Raw genomic sequence first — 15,586 nt, 5'->3', positions numbered from 1 at the left:
GGGCGGACGTCCAGTACGGGAATGCGACCGATCATGATGGGATCACCTGGGGGCGTTTCGCAGGGCTCGGTGACAACAGGCCAGCCGCGCTCGTCCAGCCGGTAGACGCGGCGGGCATTGCCCGCCGCGATCATGGCCGCCACCCGGTCCGCGTCCCGCCAGGACCAGGCCCCCTCGCCGGCCCAGGCGCCCAGCACCCGGCCCAGCGCCTCCCGGAACACCAGTGCGCCCACCGCGTGCAGTTCGGGCAGCTGCCGGCCCCCGCTGGAGAAGAGCAGCTTGCCGAAGGGGGCGAGCTCCAGCAGCTCGGCCAGCACTGCCGCGGCCCGCGCCCCGCCCCTCCCCAGGGCCGCGCCGAGATCGGCGTGGACGTGCGGGAACGCTGCCGCGAGCCGGGCCGCCTCCCGGTGGTGGGGGTATCCGCCGCACAGCACCAGCTGCGTCCCGAGGCCCGCGGTGGCCCGCAGGAACTCCGCCAGCAGGGCAGGACCGCCCTGCTCAGGCCGCTCCCCCGGCTCTCCCGCCCCCGTGTGCAGCTGGAGCGGCAGCCCGTACGCCACCGCGCTCCACAGCAGGTGTCGCAGGAGTACGGGGTCCCGCACGGCCACCCCCTTGGAGCGCCCCGCGAGCCACCGGCCGACCGCCCCCCGTACCGCGCCCGGATCGGGCGGCCCGGGCTCGTCGGCGAGGGCTGCCAGGTACCCGGCGTCCGCGCCGCAGGTGAAGGCCACGGCTCCGGCGGCGGCGTGGTGGACGGCTTCGGCGAGGTTGGCGAGGAAGGCGGCCACCGTCCCGGAGGTGTCGGCGGTCTGTTCGGCCAGCAGCTCAAGCCGGACCAGCTCGAAGGCCTCGCCGCCGCCCGCGACCGCCAGCTCCTTGGGCCCGGCGAGGTCCCCGGGCACGCCCGTGTCCACCAGGTAGGCGGCGATCCCGGAGCCGCGCAGCAGCCTGCGGCGGGACTCGATCACGCCCAGCTCGCGGCGCCGGGCCAGATAGCGGGCCGGGGCGCAGTGCGGCTCCAGCCCGAGCAGCGGCGGGCACCAGCGGCGCACGGCGAATCCGGCCTGGGTGTCGAAGAAGGTGGTCCCGGCTGCGGGCGGGCCGGCCGAGGGGAACAGCTGGGCCTCGAAGGTGGCGAGGCCCAGCTCCGTGCGGAGCACTCCGTGGCAGTACTGGTCCACCAGGGGCGGCGTTTCGATCATCCGGGCATCCCGTTGCGGACGTGAGGAAGGGGCTTCCACACGTCCTAACGGGTGAGCGGGGTGCGAGGTGTTGCTCGCGCTGTTGACCGAGCGGCCACCGGGGCCGGCCGGGGGCCGGCGGCTCCGCTCAGGCGCCCGGCTGCCCCGCGCCGCCGAGCTGGATCCCGGCCATCCGGCTCCACTCGTACGGACCGGTCTTCACCCGGGCGGCGAACTCGCCGTCGAACTCCTCGTGGAGGGTCAGCGCGGCCTTCTCGGCGGCCAGCTGGGCCACCTGCCAGTTCGGGGCCACCAGGTCGCCCCAGGCTCCGTCCGCGCCCACGAGCACGATCCGGGTGCCGGCCTGGCCGATGTGCGCGAGCTGGCCTTCGGCGCCGCCGTGCTGCCGGCCGAACGCGCCGATCTGCTTGGCCAGCCGCGCGGCCTTCCGGTCCAGCTTCTTGGTGTCTGCGTCTGCGGTGGTGTCTGCCATGACAGCCATGCTACCGGCGAGTAATCAACGGAGGAAGGGATCCACGGCCACCGCGACGAACAGGAGCGACACATAGGTGATGGACCAGTGGAACAGGCGCATCTCCTTGAGCTTCCCGCCGGTCACGCCCGCCCTGGCCCGTGCGTGCAGCGCGTGCGCCTCCCACAGCCACCAGCCGCCCGCGGCCAGCGCCACCGACGTGTAGAACCAGCCGGTGTACCCCAGCGGGGTCAGCAGCAGCGAGACCGCCACCATCACCCAGCTGTAGAGCACGATCTGACGCGCCACGGCCTTGTTGCCCGCCACCACCGGCAGCATCGGCACGCCGACACGCGCGTAGTCCTCCTTCACCTTCATGGACAGCGGCCAGTAGTGCGGCGGCGTCCAGAAGAAGATGACGAGGAAGAGGATGACCGCGGCCCAGGAGACCTCGTTCTTGACCGAGGACCAGCCGATGAGCACCGGCATGCAGCCCGCGATGCCGCCCCAGACGATGTTCTGCGCGGTGCGCCGCTTCAGCAGCATCGTGTAGACGACGACGTAGAAGAGGAGCGCGCCGAGCGAGAGCGCCGCGGACAGCCAGTTCACCAGCAGACCGAAGAAAAGGGTCGAGACCACCCCGAGGGTGATGCCGAAGACCAGGCACTCGCGCGGGCTGACCATGCCGGTCACCAGCGGCCGCTGGGCCGTACGGTCCATCAGCGCGTCGATGTCGCGGTCGATGTACATGTTCAGCGCGTTGGCGCCGCCCGCGGACAGGTAGCCGCCGAAACAGGTCGCGAGGACCAGCCACAGCGAGGGCACGCCCTGCTCGGCGAGGAACATGACCGGCACTGTGGTGATCAGCAGAAGTTCGATGATCCGCGGCTTGGTCAATGCCACGAAAGCCATGGCCCGGGCCCCGAACGGCCGATGACCGGGAGGGGTCCCGAGCACCCCCGCTGGACGGGATTCGACGGCCGTCACGCACACCCCTGAGAGAGAATCCAGCAAGCTGCGACCCGGACTCTTCAAAGGAAGCTCCGGTAAAGGCTTGCGCGTACCACGCCACTCTAGACGTTGCACTTACGTCGCCCTGCGCGGGGGTCGTCCCGTGTTGGTCCGATCGGCGCCGCGACGTTGTGACGGACTGCGGGCACTCGAATAGCTGCACGCCGTCACGGGGGTAGGCTCGGAATCGCGCCGGTGCACCGTTCGTCACCGGGAACAGACATGTGGAGAGGAGCCCTGACCCACGGTGAGCACCAAGCCGACGACCACAGAGCTCGAATGGACCGAACTGGACCAGCGGGCCGTCGACACCGCCCGCATCCTGGCCGCCGACGCGGTCCAGAAGGTCGGTAACGGCCACCCCGGTACGGCGATGAGCCTGGCCCCCGCCGCGTACACCCTTTTCCAGAAGGTCATGCGGCACGACCCGGCCGACCCCGAGTGGGTCGGCCGCGACCGTTTCGTGCTTTCCGCGGGTCACTCGTCCCTGACTCTCTACACGCAGCTCTACCTGGCCGGCTTCGGCCTGGAGCTGGACGACCTCAAGGCCTTCCGCACTTGGGGCTCCAAGACCCCCGGCCACCCCGAGTACGGCCACACGGCCGGCGTCGAGACCACCACCGGCCCGCTGGGCCAGGGTGTCGCCAACGCGGTGGGCATGGCCATGGCGGCCCGCTACGAGCGCGGCCTGTTCGACCCGGAGGCCGCCCCGGGCACCTCCCCGTTCGACCACATGGTCTACGCGATCGCCGGTGACGGCTGCCTCCAGGAGGGCATCTCCGCCGAGGCCTCCTCCCTCGCGGGCCACCAGAAGCTCGGCAACCTCGTCCTGCTGTGGGACGACAACCACATCTCCATCGAGGGCGACACCGAGACGGCCGTCTCCGAGGACACCCTCAAGCGCTACGAGGCGTACGGCTGGCACGTCCAGCGCGTGGCCCAGCAGGAGAACGGCGACCTCGACCCGAAGGCGCTGTACGAGGCCCTCCAGGCCGCCAAGGCCGAGACCGGGCGCCCGTCCTTCATCGCGATGCGCTCCATCATCGCCTGGCCGGCCCCGCACGCCCAGGGCACCGAGGCCGCGCACGGCTCGGCCCTCGGCGACGACGAGGTGGCCGCCACCAAGCGCGTCCTCGGCTTCGACCCGGAGAAGGCCTTCGAAGTCTCCGACGAGGTCATCGGCCACACCCGCAAGGCCCTGGACCGCGGCCGCGACGCCAAGGCCGCCTGGGAGAAGGACTTCTCGGCCTGGCGCACGGCCAACCCGGAGCGCGCCGCCGAGTTCGACCGGATCAACGCCAACGAGCTGCCCGCGGGCTGGGAGGACAAGCTCCCCGTCTTCGAGCCGGGCAAGGGCATCGCCACCCGTGCGGCCTCCGGCAAGGTGCTTGAGGCGCTCGGCGGGATCATCCCGGAGCTGTGGGGCGGCTCGGCCGACCTCGCCGGCTCCAACAACACCACCATCGACAAGACCTCGTCCTTCCTGCCGAAGGGCAACCCGCTGCCGGAGGCCGACCCGTACGGCCGCACCATCCACTTCGGCATCCGCGAGCACGCCATGGCCGCGTCCATGAACGGCATCGCGCTGCACGGCCACACCCGCATCTACGGCGGCACCTTCCTGGTGTTCTCCGACTACATGCGCAACGCCGTGCGCCTGTCCGCCCTGATGCACCTGCCGGTGACGTACGTGTGGACGCACGACTCCATCGGCCTGGGCGAGGACGGCCCGACCCACCAGCCCGTGGAGCACCTCGCCTCGCTGCGCGCCATCCCGGGCCTGAACGTGGTCCGCCCGGCCGACGCGAACGAGACGGCCATCGCCTGGCGCGAGATCCTGCGCCGCCACACCAAGGTGTTCGGCAAGGGCGCCCCGCACGGTCTGGCGCTGACCCGTCAGGGCGTGCCGACGTACGAGCCCAACGAGGACGCCGCCAAGGGCGGGTACGTGCTGTTCGAGGCCGAGGGCGGCCGGCCGCAGGTCGTGCTCATCGGCACCGGCTCCGAGGTGCACGTGGCCGTCGAGGCCCGCGAGCAGCTCCAGGCCGCGGGCATCCCGACCCGCGTGGTCTCGATGCCGTCCGTCGAGTGGTTCGAGGAGCAGGACCAGGCCTACAAGGACAGCGTCCTGCCGCCGTCGGTGAAGGCGCGCGTCGCGGTCGAGGCGGGCATCGGCCTGACCTGGCACCGCTACGTGGGCGACGCCGGCCGGATCGTGTCGCTGGAGCACTTCGGTGCCTCGGCCGACGCCAAGGTGCTGTTCCGCGAGTTCGGCTTCACCCCCGAGGCCGTCGCCGCCGCCGCCAGGGAATCGATCGCCGCCGCGCGCTGACGCCGGCACCAGAGTAGGAGTTGTAATCCCATGACAGACGCACTCAAGCGCCTCTCCGACGAGGGTGTGGCGATCTGGCTGGACGACCTGTCCCGCAAGCGCATCACGTCCGGCAACCTGGCCGAGCTCATCGACCAGTCGCACGTGGTCGGCGTGACCACCAACCCGTCGATCTTCCAGAAGGCGATCAGCAGCGGTGACGGCTACGAGCAGCAGCTCGCGGACCTCGCCGCCCGCAAGGTCACCGTCGAGGAGGCCATCAGGATGATCACGACGGCGGACGTCCGCGACGCCGCCGACATCCTGCGCCCGGTCTTCGACGCCACCGACGGCCAGGACGGCCGGGTCTCGATCGAGGTCGACCCGCGCCTCGCCCACAACACCCGGGCGACCGTCGCCGAGGCCAAGCAGCTGGCGTGGCTGGTGGACCGCCCGAACACCCTCATCAAGATCCCGGCGACCAAGGCCGGCCTGCCGGCGATCACCGAGGTGATCGGGCGCGGCATCAGCGTCAACGTCACGCTGATCTTCTCGCTGGAGCGCTACCGCGAGGTCATGGACGCCTACCTGGCGGGTCTGGAGAAGGCGAAGGCCTCCGGCCTGGACCTGTCCCTGATCCACTCGGTCGCCTCGTTCTTCGTGTCCCGCGTGGACAGCGAGATCGACAAGCGCCTGGACTCCGTCGGCACGGACGAGGCGAAGGCCCTGAAGGGCAAGGCGGCCCTCGCCAACGCCCGCCTGGCCTACGAGGCCTACGAGGAGGTCTTCTCTTCCGACCGGTGGAACGCCCTGGAGCGGGTAGGCGCCAACAAGCAGCGTCCGCTGTGGGCCTCGACCGGCGTCAAGGACCCGGCGTACAAGGACACCCTGTACGTGGACGACCTGGTCGCCCCGAACACGGTGAACACGATGCCGGAGGCCACCCTGGAGGCCACCGCCGACCACGGCGAGATCACGGGCGACACCGTGCGCGGCACGTACGCGCAGTCCCGCGCCGAGCTCGATGCGGTCGCGAAGCTGGGCATCTCGTACGACGATGTGGTGCAGCTGCTTGAGGACGAGGGCGTCGACAAGTTCGAGGCGTCCTGGAACGACCTGCTGAAGTCGACCGAGGCGGAGCTTGAGCGCCTCGCCCCCACGGAAGGCTAGAGCACGTTGCTTGTAAACGGAGCGAACCCGCTTCGTGACGCACAGGACCGGCGGCTTCCGCGCATCGCGGGGCCGTCCGGCCTGGTCATTTTCGGCGTTACGGGTGACCTGTCGCGCAAGAAGCTGATGCCTGCCGTCTACGACCTGGCCAACAGAGGCCTGCTCCCGCCGGGCTTCTCGCTGATCGGCTTCGCCCGCCGTGAGTGGGAGCACGAGGACTTCGCCCAGGAGGTGTACGAGGCCGTCAAGCAGCACTCGCGCACGCCGTTCCGGGAAGAGGTGTGGCAGCAGCTGGTGCAGGGCTGCCGGTTCGTGCAGGGCGACTTCGACGACGACCAGGCGTTCGAGACGCTGAAGGCGACGATCGAGGAGCTCGACAAGCAGCAGGGCACGGGCGGCAACTTCGCCTTCTACCTGTCGGTCCCCCCGAAGTTCTTCCCCAAGGTGGTCCAGCAGCTCAAGGACCACGGTCTGGCGCAGAAGGCCGGCTCCTGGCGGCGTGCCGTCATCGAGAAGCCCTTCGGCCACGACCTGAAGAGCGCCGAGGAGCTCAACAAGGTCGTCCACGAGGTCTTCCCGCGGGACGAGGTCTTCCGGATCGACCACTACCTCGGCAAGGAGACGGTCCAGAACATCCTGGCGCTCCGTTTCGCCAACACGATGTTCGAGCCGATCTGGAACCGGTCGTACGTCGACCACGTGCAGATCACCATGGCGGAGGACATCGGCATCGGCGGCCGGGCCGGCTACTACGACGGCATCGGCGCGGCCCGCGACGTCATCCAGAACCACCTGCTCCAGCTGCTCGCGCTGACCGCGATGGAGGAGCCCGGCTCCTTCCACCCGAAGGCGCTGGTGGCCGAGAAGCTCAAGGTCCTCACGGCCGTCGAGCTCCCGGAGGACCTGGGCAAGCACACCGTGCGGGGCCAGTACTCGGCGGCGTGGCAGGGCGGCGAGAAGGTCGTCGGGTATCTCGAAGAGGACGGCATCGACCCGAAGTCGAAGACCGACACGTACGCGGCCATCCGCCTGGAGATCAACAACCGCCGCTGGGCGGGCGTCCCGTTCTACCTGCGGACCGGCAAGCGCCTGGGCCGCCGCGTGACCGAGATCGCCGTCGTCTTCAAGCGGGCCCCGTACCTGCCGTTCGAGTCGGGCGCGACCGAGGAGCTGGGGCAGAACGCCCTGGTCATCCGGGTCCAGCCGGACGAGGGCGTGACGGTGCGTTTCGGCTCCAAGGTTCCGGGCACCTCGATGGAGGTCCGGGACGTCACGATGGACTTCGCCTACGGCGAGTCCTTCACGGAGTCGAGCCCCGAGGCGTACGAGCGCCTGATCCTCGACGTCCTGCTCGGTGACGCGAACCTCTTCCCGCGCCACCAGGAGGTCGAGCTCTCCTGGAACATCCTCGACCCGATCGAGGAGTACTGGGACAAGCACGGCAAGCCCGCGCAGTACCCGGCGGGCACCTGGGGGCCGGTCGAGGCGGACGAGATGCTCGCACGAGACGGACGGAGCTGGCGCCGGCCATGAAGATCGACCTCACGGAGACCAACTCCAGCAAGATCAATGCCGCGTTGGTGCAGGCGCGCCGGGACATCGGCACGCCTGCCATCGGCATGGTCCTCACGCTGGTGATCGTGACCGACGAGGAGAACGCGTACGACGCGCTCAAGTCGGCGAACGACGCGTCCCACGAGCACCCCTCGCGGATCCTCGTCGTCATCAAGCGGGTCAGCCGCTCGCCGCGCAGCCGTCGTGACGCCCGTCTCGACGCGGAAGTCCGTGTCGGGGCGGATGCCGGCAGCGGCGAGACGATCGTGCTGCGCCTGCACGGCGAGCTGGTCGACCACGCCCAGTCGGTGGTCCTCCCCCTGCTCCTGCCGGACGCCCCGGTGGTGGTGTGGTGGCCGGAGGGTGCTCCGACGGACCTGGCGGGCGATCCGCTGGGCGCCCTGGGGCAGCGCCGGATCACGGACACGTACTCCTGCGAGGACCCGGTCGATGCGCTCGCCGGGCGTGCCGCGTCGTACGCGCCCGGGGACACGGACCTGTCCTGGACCCGGATCACTCCCTGGCGTTCGATGCTGGCGGCGGCGCTGGACCAGCAGCACGTGACGGTCGTCTCGGCGCACGTCGAGGGCGAGGACGACAACCCGAGCTGCGAGCTGCTGGCCATGTGGCTCGGGGACCGGCTTGAGGTCCCCGTCAAGCGGACGGTCTCCTCGGGCCCCGGCCTGACGTCGGTCCGGCTGACGACCAAGGAGGGCGAGATCGTCCTGGACCGTGCGGACGGCTCGCTGGCCACGCTGTGCATGCCGGGGCAGCCCGACCGTGCGGTGGCGCTGAAGCGCCGCGACACGGCGGAGCTGCTCGCGGAGGAGCTGCGGCGGCTGGACCCGGACAACACCTACGAGTCCGCGCTGAAGTTCGGCGTGGCGACGCTGGAGGCGGAGCAGCCGGCCGCGGCGCCGGCTCCGGCCGAGGCGGCGGAGGCGACCGAGGCGGAGGCGAAGCCGGCCGCCAAGCCGGCTGCCAAGCCCGCGGCCAAGACGGCTGCGAAGAAGGCTCCGGCCAAGCAGTGACGAACCTCGGCCGTCGGCCGGGTCCGGCCCCCGAGGGGGCAGGGGCCGGGCCGGCGGCCGAGCCATTTCCCGACCGAGAAGTCGCGACCAAGAAGGCGGCAAGAACATGGGTATGACGACTCCCCAGGTCGTCGTCCACCGGGACAAGGAGCTGATGGCCCAGGCCGCGGCGGCCCGGCTCATCACGAAGATCGTGGACGCGCAGGCGGCCCGCGGCAGCGCTTCGGTGGTCCTGACGGGCGGCCGCAACGGCAACGGCCTGCTCGCGGCCCTGGCGGCCGCCCCGGCCCGGGACGCCGTCGACTGGGCCCGGCTCGACCTGTGGTGGGGCGACGAGCGGTACGTCCCGGCCGACGACCCCGAGCGCAACCACACCCAGGCCCGCGAGGCCCTGCTGGACGCCGTCCCGGTGGACCCGGCGCGGGTCCACGTCATGCCGGCCTCGGACGGCCCGTACGGGGATGACGTGGACGCCGCGGCGGCCTCCTACGCGGCGGAGCTGCGCCGGGCGGCGGGCCCGGAGGACCACGGGCCGGTGCCGCGCTTCGACGTGCTGATGCTGGGCGTCGGCCCGGACACCCACGTGGCGTCGCTGTTCCCGGAACACCCCGCGGCGCGCGAGGCCGAGCGCACGGTGGTCGGCGTCCACGGCGCACCGAAGCCGCCGCCCACCCGGGTCTCGCTGACGCTCCCGGCGATCCGGGCGGCCAAGGAGGTGTGGCTGCTGGCGGCCGGCGAGGACAAGGCGGGCGCGGTGGCGATCGCGCTCGGCGGGGCCGGCGAACTCCAAGCCCCGGCAGCGGGCGCGTACGGGCGCTCGCGGACGCTGTGGCTCCTGGACCGCGCGGCCGCGGCGAAGCTCCCGCCGGGCATGTACCCGCCTGCCTCGGCCTGAGCCCGTACGGCCGAAGGGCCCGCACCCCGAGGGTGCGGGCCCTTCGCGTCGTCTGAGCCCGGACCGTCAGGCGCGGCCGCGCAGCCGCCGGTAGGCGGCGACGAGGGCCTTCGTCGAGGGGTCGAGGCCCGGTACGTCCGCGCCCTGCGACAGGGCCGGCTCCACCCGCTTGGCCAGGACCTTGCCGAGCTCCACGCCCCACTGGTCGAAGGAGTCGATGTTCCACACCGCGCCCTGCACGAACACCTTGTGCTCGTACAGTGCGATCAGCTGCCCCAGTACGGAGGGGCTCAGCTCCGTGGCGAGGATGGTGGTCGTCGGGTGGTTGCCGCGGAAGGTCTTGTGCGGCACCAGGGACTCCTCGACCCCTTCCGCCCGGACCTCGTCCGCCGTCTTGCCGAAGGCCAGCGCCTGCGTCTGGGCGAGGAAGTTGGCCATCAGCAGGTCGTGCTGCGCGGCCAGCCTCGGCGGCAGTTCCGCCACCGGCCGGGCGAAGCCGATGAAGTCCGCCGGGATGACCTTGGTCCCCTGGTGGATCAACTGGTAGTACGCGTGCTGCCCGTTGGTGCCGGGCGTGCCCCACACGACCGGTCCCGTCTGCCAGTCCACCGGATTGCCGTCCCGGTCGACGGACTTGCCGTTGGACTCCATGTCGAGCTGCTGGAGGTAGGCCGGGAACCGGGACAGGTAGTGGCTGTACGGGAGGACCGCGTGCGACTGGGCGTCGAAGAAGGCGCCGTACCAGATCCCGAGCAGGCCGAGCAGCAGCGGGGCGTTCTCCTGCGGCGGCGCCGTGCGGAAGTGCTCGTCCACCGTCCGGAAACCGGCGAGCAGTTCACGGAAGGCCTCGGGGCCGATCGCGATCATCAGCGACAGGCCGATGGCCGAGTCGAAGGAGTAGCGCCCGCCGACCCAGTCCCAGAACTCGAACATGTTGGCCGGATCGATGCCGAAGGCCGTCACCTTCTCGGCGTTGGTCGACAGCGCCACGAAGTGCCGTGCCACGGCCGCCTGGTCGCCGCCCACCCCGGAGAGCAGCCAGTCCCGGGCCGACTCGGCGTTGGTGATGGTCTCGATCGTCGTGAAGGTCTTGGACGCGATGATGAACAGCGTCTCTTCCGGGTCCAGGTCCCGTACGGCCTCGTGCAGGTCGGCGCCGTCCACGTTGGACACGAACCGCACGGTCAGGCCGCGGTCGGTGAAGGGGCGCAGCGCGTCGTAGGCCATGGCCGGGCCCAGGTCGGAGCCGCCGATGCCGACGTTGACGATGTTGGTGATGCGCCGTCCGGTGAAGCCGGTCCACTGCCCGGAGCGGATCTGCTCGGAGAAGGCGGCCATCTTGTCGAGTACGGCGTGCACGCCGGGGACGACGTTCTCGCCGTCCACCTCGACGACGGCGTCGGCGGCCGCGCGCAGGGCCGTGTGCAGGACCGCGCGGTCCTCGGTGGTGTTGATCCTCTCGCCGCGGAACATGGCCTCCCGCAGCTCGGCCACGCCGGTGGCGGCGGCGAGTTCGCGCAGCAGTTCCAACGTCTCGTCGGTGACGAGGTGCTTCGAGTAATCGATGTGCAGGTCGCCCACCTGCAGGGTGTAGCCCGTGCCCCGGTTCGGATCCGCCTCGAACAGCTCGCGCAGATGCGTGTTCCCCAGCGCTTCCCGGTGCTTGCCGAGTGCCAGCCACTCGGGCGTCCGGTTGAGCCTCGTACGTCCCTCCCGTCGCCCGCCACCACCCTCGTTTGACGCGCTTCGCGCGGCGGCCTGATTTGCATTCATCTCGGACATCAACCCGTTTCTTCCGTCCTGTCGTGCCCCGCCACCACCAACTTAAGGGATCACAAGCGGCGCAACACGCGCAAAGGGCCCGGCCCGCAGGAGTCTTCTCCCACGGGCCGGGCCCTGTGCCGACCTGTCTCAGATCTCGCCGCGCAGCTTGGCGAGCGCCTCGGCGAGGATCGCCTCGCCGTCGGCGTCCGTACGCCGCTCGCGCACGTACGCCAGGTGCGTCTTGTACGGCTCGGTGCGGGGCGGGGCCGGGGGGTTGTCCCGGTCCTGGCCGGCCGGGAACCCGCAGCGCGGGCAGTCCCAGGTGTCCGGCACCTGCGCGTCGCTGGCGAAGCTCGGCTGCGTCTCGTGCCCGTTCGAGCACCAGAAGGAGATGCGCAGGCGGGGCGCGGACTCGCCGCGCTCGGCCTCACCCATCGGCCCCGCTCCGACCCGACTGCCACGGATCGCGTTGCCACTTGCCACGGTCGTAACTCCCTGCGTGATGGTGCCGCGAAGCGTCAGTGGATTTCCGCCGCGGGCGCCCCAGTCTACGTAAGGCCCAACGCACGTCCATCACATGGAGTTACTCACTCCGGGCTGTGGACGCCAGTCTCATGATAGGCGGGGCGCAGGCGGCCGGGCTGCCGGAATGGCGAGAACCGTAGGCGGCTCTACTTCATCAGGATGCCGAGCGCCAGGATGCACGCGAACCACAGCAGACCGACCACGACGGTGATGCGGTCCAGGTTGCGCTCCGCGACAGAGGAGCCGCCGACGGACGACTGCATGCCGCCGCCGAACATGTCGGAGAGGCCGCCGCCCTTGCCCTTGTGCATCAGCACGAGCAGCATCAGCAGGGCGCTGAAGACGATCAGGGCGATCGAGAACCCCATAATCACGGCTGATTCCTATCTGTCTGGCTTACTGGCTGTCCGGCATCCCGGTGTGCTGCCGGATGCGCGCGAGGGCCGGCGGCTGATGGTTCAGCCTCCCGGCCCCCGCAAGGGTACGACGGATCCGCCCTACCGCATACTCACTGCGACGATCACAGTGCCTACTGGTCGCGGAAGCGGACGATCTTGACGAATTCGTCCGCGTCCAGCGCCGCGCCGCCGACCAAGGCGCCGTCGACGTCGGGCTGGGCCATGATCGCCGCGATGTTGCCGGACTTCACCGAGCCGCCGTACTGGATGCGGACCTTGTCGGCCAGCTCCTGGGAGTACAGCTCGGCCAGGCGGCCGCGGATCGCCCCGCAGACCTCCTGGGCGTCCTCGGGGGTCGCGACCTCGCCGGTCCCGATCGCCCAGACCGGCTCGTACGCGATCACGATGGACTCGACCTGCTCGGCCGGGACGTCCTTGAGACCGCCGTCGACCTGCTTCAGCGTGTACGGGACCTGCTGGCCGGCCTTGCGGATCTCCAGGCCCTCGCCGACGCAGAGGATCGGGGTGATCCCGTGCCGGTAGGCGGCCTTGACCTTGGCGTTGCAGAGCTCGTCGCTCTCGCCGTGGTACTGGCGGCGCTCGCTGTGGCCGACGGCCACGTACGTGCACTTCAGCTTGGCGAGCATGGAGCCGGAGATCTCGCCGGTGTAGGCGCCGGAGTCGTGCGCCGAGAGGTCCTGGGCGCCGTACTTGATCTTCAGCTTGTCGCCGTCGACCAGCGTCTGGACCGAGCGCAGGTCGACGAAGGGCGCCAGCACCGCGACCTCGACGGCGTCGTAGTCCTTGTCGGCGAGGGCGAAGGCGAGCTTCTGGACGTGCGCGATGGCCTCAAGGTGGTTGAGGTTCATCTTCCAGTTGCCCGCCATGAGCGGGGTACGCGTGCTCATTGAGGGTCAGACCTCCAGTGCGGCGAGGCCGGGGAGCGTCTTGCCCTCAAGGTATTCGAGGGAGGCGCCGCCACCGGTAGAGATGTGTCCGAAAGCGTTCTCGTCGAAGCCGAGCGTGCGCACGGCCGCGGCGGAGTCGCCGCCGCCGACCACGGTGAACGCGCTGCTGTCGACGAGGGCCTGCGCGATGGCGCGGGTGCCTCCGGCGTAGTCGGGGTGCTCGAAGACGCCCACGGGACCGTTCCAGAAGACGGTCTCGGCGTCGGCGATCTTCGAGGCGTACAGCTCACGGGTCTGGGGACCGATGTCCAGACCCTCCTTGTCGGCGGGGATCTTGTCCGCGTCGACGGTGATGTACTCGGCCGGGGTCTTGCCCTTGAGGTCGGGGAAGTCCGCGGAGGCGAGGATGTCGATCGGCAGGACCAGCTCGACGCCGTTCTTCTCGGCGCGCTCCATGTACTCCGTGACGACCGGGATCTGGTCTTCCTGGAGGAGGGAGATGCCGACCTCGTGTCCCTTGGCCTTGAGGAAGGTGTAGGCCATGCCGCCGCCGATCAGGAGGCGGTCGGCCTTGCCGAGCAGCTCGTCGATGACGGCGAGCTTGTCGGAGACCTTGGCGCCGCCGAGGATGACCACGTACGGACGCTTGACGTCGGCGGTCAGCTTCTTCAGGACGCCGACCTCGGTGGCGATGAGCTGGCCGGCGGCGTGCGGCAGGCGCGCGGGCAGGTCGTAGACCGAGGCGTGCTTGCGGTGGACGGCGCCGAAGCCGTCGCCGACGTAGACGTCGGCGAGGTCGGCGAGCTGGTCCGCGAAGGCGCCGCGCTCGGCGTCGTCCTTCGAGGTCTCACCGGCGTTGAAGCGCAGGTTCTCGATGACGGCGACCTGGCCGTCGGCGAGCTTCGCGACGGTCTCCCTGGCGGAGGCGCCGACCGTGTCGGTGGCGAACGCGACCTCGGCGCCCAGCAGTTCGCCGAGCCGCTTGGCGGCGGGGGCGAGCGAGAAGGCCGGGTCCGGGGCGCCCTTGGGGCGGCCCAGGTGGGAGGCGACGACCACGCGGGCGCCGGCCTCGGCGAGCTTCGCGATGGTCGGCTGCACGGCGCGGATGCGGCCGTCGTCGGTGATGGTGTCGCCGGCGAGCGGCACGTTCAGGTCGGCGCGGACGAAGACCCGCTTGCCGGAGACGCCCTCGGCGAGGAGTTCGTCGATCGTCTTCATGTGTTTCTGACTCCTTAGGCGCCCATGTCGGGGCGAAGAACGACAGGCAAACTACAGGGTCCGGCCGGCGCGTCGTCGCGCCGCCCGGACCCTGAGCTTCACATCGTGGTTGCCGCTCCGGAAATCAGAGCTGGCCGCCGACGAAGACGGTGAGGTCGACGAGGCGGTTGGAGTAGCCCCACTCGTTGTCGTACCAGCCGACGACCTTGACCTGCTTGCCCTGCACCATCGTCAGGGAGGAGTCGAAGGTGCAGGAGGCCGGCCAGTTCACGATGTCGGAGGAGACGATCGCGTCCTCGGTGTAGTCGAGGATGCCCTTCAGCTGGCCCTCGGACGCCTTCTGGAAGGCGGCGTTGATCTCGTCCTTGGTGACCTCGCGGTCGAGCTCCAGGACGAGGTCGGTGACCGAGCCGGTCGGGACCGGGACGCGCATGGCGATGCCGTCCAGCTTGCCCTTGAGCTGCGGCAGGACCAGCGCGGTCGCCTTGGCGGCACCGGTGGAGGTCGGGATGATGTTCTCGGCTGCGGCGCGGGCGCGACGCAGGTCCGAGTGCGGGAAGTCCAGGATCCGCTGGTCGTTCGTGTAGGCGTGAACCGTCGTCATCATGCCCTTGACGATGCCGAAGTTCTCGTCGAGGACCTTGGCCATCGGCGCCACGCAGTTGGTGGTGCAGGAGGCGTTGGAGATGACGTGGTGGTTGGCGGCGTCGTACTTGTCCTGGTTGACGCCCATCACGATGGTGATGTCCTCGTCCTTGGCCGGAGCCGAGATGAGGACCTTCTTCGCGCCCGCGGCGATGTGCTTGGCGGCGTCGGCCTTCTTCGTGAAGATGCCGGTCGACTCGATGACGATGTCGGCGCCCAGCTCGCCCCAGGGCAGGTTCGCGGGGTCGCGCTCGGCGAACGTCTTGAAGGTGTTGCCGTCGACGGTGATGGTGTCTTCGGTGTGGGAGACCTCGGCCTTGAGGCGGCCCAGAATGGTGTCGTACTTGAGCAGGTGGACCAGGGTGGCGTTGTCAGTCAGGTCGTTGACACCGACGATCTCGATGTCCGCTCCCTGCTCCAGGAGCGCGCGGAAGTAGTTGCGGCCAATGCGGCCAAAACCGTTGATGCCTACGCGGATCGTCACGAACCGATCTCCTCGTTGG

14 protein-coding genes are annotated in these 15,586 nt (G+C 70.3%); 5 read left to right on the top strand and 9 right to left on the bottom strand.

The genetic code is table 11. The annotated features are described in order from the left end of the window. From AB0B01_RS26750 to AB0B01_RS26740, 3 genes are all read right to left on the bottom strand, one after another. Nucleotides 1-1,202 (bottom strand): amidohydrolase family protein (locus tag AB0B01_RS26750; RefSeq protein WP_361724104.1); only part of this gene is annotated, 1,202 nt, incomplete at its 3' end. A 127-nt stretch (nucleotides 1,203-1,329) separates the two neighbouring features. Beyond that, a complete protein-coding gene (locus AB0B01_RS26745) occupies nucleotides 1,330-1,674 on the bottom strand; it encodes a hypothetical protein (RefSeq protein ID WP_361724101.1) in 345 nt (114 codons plus the stop codon). 24 nt (nucleotides 1,675-1,698) lie between these two features. Then, nucleotides 1,699-2,646, bottom strand: a complete 948-nt coding sequence (locus AB0B01_RS26740) for a heme o synthase (protein WP_361724098.1) — start codon at nucleotides 2,644-2,646, stop codon at nucleotides 1,699-1,701. A 265-nt stretch (nucleotides 2,647-2,911) separates the two neighbouring features. Here AB0B01_RS26740 and tkt point away from each other — a divergent pair, with 265 nt between their 5' ends. The 5 genes from tkt (at nucleotide 2,912) to pgl (ending at nucleotide 9,625) form a co-directional block, all read left to right on the top strand. Beyond that, the gene (gene tkt, locus AB0B01_RS26735; RefSeq protein WP_361724095.1) at nucleotides 2,912-4,996 is read left to right on the top strand and encodes a transketolase; all 2,085 of its coding nucleotides are present in this window, start codon (nucleotides 2,912-2,914) and stop codon (nucleotides 4,994-4,996) included. Nucleotides 4,997-5,026: 30 nt separating this feature from the next. Then, nucleotides 5,027-6,145: a transaldolase gene (tal, locus tag AB0B01_RS26730; protein ID WP_361724092.1), complete on the top strand. Its 1,119-nt coding sequence runs from the start codon at nucleotides 5,027-5,029 to the stop codon at nucleotides 6,143-6,145. Nucleotides 6,146-6,151: 6 nt separating this feature from the next. Beyond that, nucleotides 6,152-7,678 (top strand): glucose-6-phosphate dehydrogenase, encoded by a 1,527-nt coding sequence (zwf, locus tag AB0B01_RS26725; RefSeq protein ID WP_361724089.1) that lies wholly within the window; start codon nucleotides 6,152-6,154, stop codon nucleotides 7,676-7,678. Next, entirely contained in the window at nucleotides 7,675-8,730 is a 1,056-nt protein-coding gene (gene opcA, locus AB0B01_RS26720; RefSeq protein ID WP_361724086.1) for a glucose-6-phosphate dehydrogenase assembly protein OpcA, read from the top strand. Before zwf ends, opcA begins: the two co-directional genes overlap by 4 nt. Nucleotides 8,731-8,842: 112 nt before the next feature. Further along, nucleotides 8,843-9,625, top strand: coding sequence for a 6-phosphogluconolactonase (pgl, locus tag AB0B01_RS26715; protein ID WP_361724083.1), 783 nt, complete (start codon nucleotides 8,843-8,845; stop codon nucleotides 9,623-9,625). A gap of 66 nt (nucleotides 9,626-9,691) precedes the next feature. On the opposite strand, the gene pgi is transcribed toward pgl, so the two are convergent. The 6 genes from pgi to gap form a co-directional block, all read right to left on the bottom strand. Then, a complete protein-coding gene (gene pgi, locus AB0B01_RS26710) occupies nucleotides 9,692-11,398 on the bottom strand; it encodes a glucose-6-phosphate isomerase (RefSeq protein WP_361724107.1) in 1,707 nt (568 codons plus the stop codon). A gap of 138 nt (nucleotides 11,399-11,536) precedes the next feature. Next, nucleotides 11,537-11,872, bottom strand: coding sequence for an RNA polymerase-binding protein RbpA (locus AB0B01_RS26705; RefSeq protein WP_007263454.1), 336 nt, complete (start codon nucleotides 11,870-11,872; stop codon nucleotides 11,537-11,539). A gap of 188 nt (nucleotides 11,873-12,060) precedes the next feature. Further along, nucleotides 12,061-12,282 (bottom strand): preprotein translocase subunit SecG, encoded by a 222-nt coding sequence (gene secG / locus AB0B01_RS26700; RefSeq protein WP_361724080.1) that lies wholly within the window; start codon nucleotides 12,280-12,282, stop codon nucleotides 12,061-12,063. 161 nt (nucleotides 12,283-12,443) lie between these two features. Further along, entirely contained in the window at nucleotides 12,444-13,220 is a 777-nt protein-coding gene (tpiA, locus tag AB0B01_RS26695) for a triose-phosphate isomerase (RefSeq protein WP_361724077.1), read from the bottom strand. Nucleotides 13,221-13,226: 6 nt separating this feature from the next. After that, a complete protein-coding gene (locus AB0B01_RS26690) occupies nucleotides 13,227-14,438 on the bottom strand; it encodes a phosphoglycerate kinase (protein WP_361724074.1) in 1,212 nt (403 codons plus the stop codon). Between the two features lie 124 nt (nucleotides 14,439-14,562). After that, nucleotides 14,563-15,567 (bottom strand): type I glyceraldehyde-3-phosphate dehydrogenase, encoded by a 1,005-nt coding sequence (gene gap, locus AB0B01_RS26685; protein WP_361724071.1) that lies wholly within the window; start codon nucleotides 15,565-15,567, stop codon nucleotides 14,563-14,565. Nucleotides 15,568-15,586: the final 19 nt, after the last annotated feature.

Origin of the sequence: Streptomyces sp. NPDC044571, from assembly GCF_040647115.1 — a bacterium.
GTDB lineage: Bacteria > Actinomycetota > Actinomycetes > Streptomycetales > Streptomycetaceae > Streptomyces.
The sequence above is the reverse complement of the archived record's forward strand: the minus strand, read 5'-3'. Positions and strand labels throughout refer to the sequence as shown.

Bases quoted from the DNA above. Each gene is read 5' to 3' on its own strand.
- tpiA (WP_361724077.1), bottom strand. From the start codon at position 13,220: ATGAGCACGCGTACCCCGCTCATGGCGGGCAACTGGAAGATGAACCTC.
- secG (WP_361724080.1), bottom strand. From the start codon at position 12,282: ATGGGGTTCTCGATCGCCCTGATCGTCTTCAGCGCCCTGCTGATGCTG.
- AB0B01_RS26745 (WP_361724101.1), bottom strand. From the start codon at position 1,674: ATGGCAGACACCACCGCAGACGCAGACACCAAGAAGCTGGACCGGAAG.
- pgl (WP_361724083.1), top strand. From the start codon at position 8,843: ATGACGACTCCCCAGGTCGTCGTCCACCGGGACAAGGAGCTGATGGCC.
- pgi (WP_361724107.1), bottom strand. From the start codon at position 11,398: ATGAATGCAAATCAGGCCGCCGCGCGAAGCGCGTCAAACGAGGGTGGT.
- tal (WP_361724092.1), top strand. From the start codon at position 5,027: ATGACAGACGCACTCAAGCGCCTCTCCGACGAGGGTGTGGCGATCTGG.
- opcA (WP_361724086.1), top strand. From the start codon at position 7,675: ATGAAGATCGACCTCACGGAGACCAACTCCAGCAAGATCAATGCCGCG.
- AB0B01_RS26690 (WP_361724074.1), bottom strand. From the start codon at position 14,438: ATGAAGACGATCGACGAACTCCTCGCCGAGGGCGTCTCCGGCAAGCGG.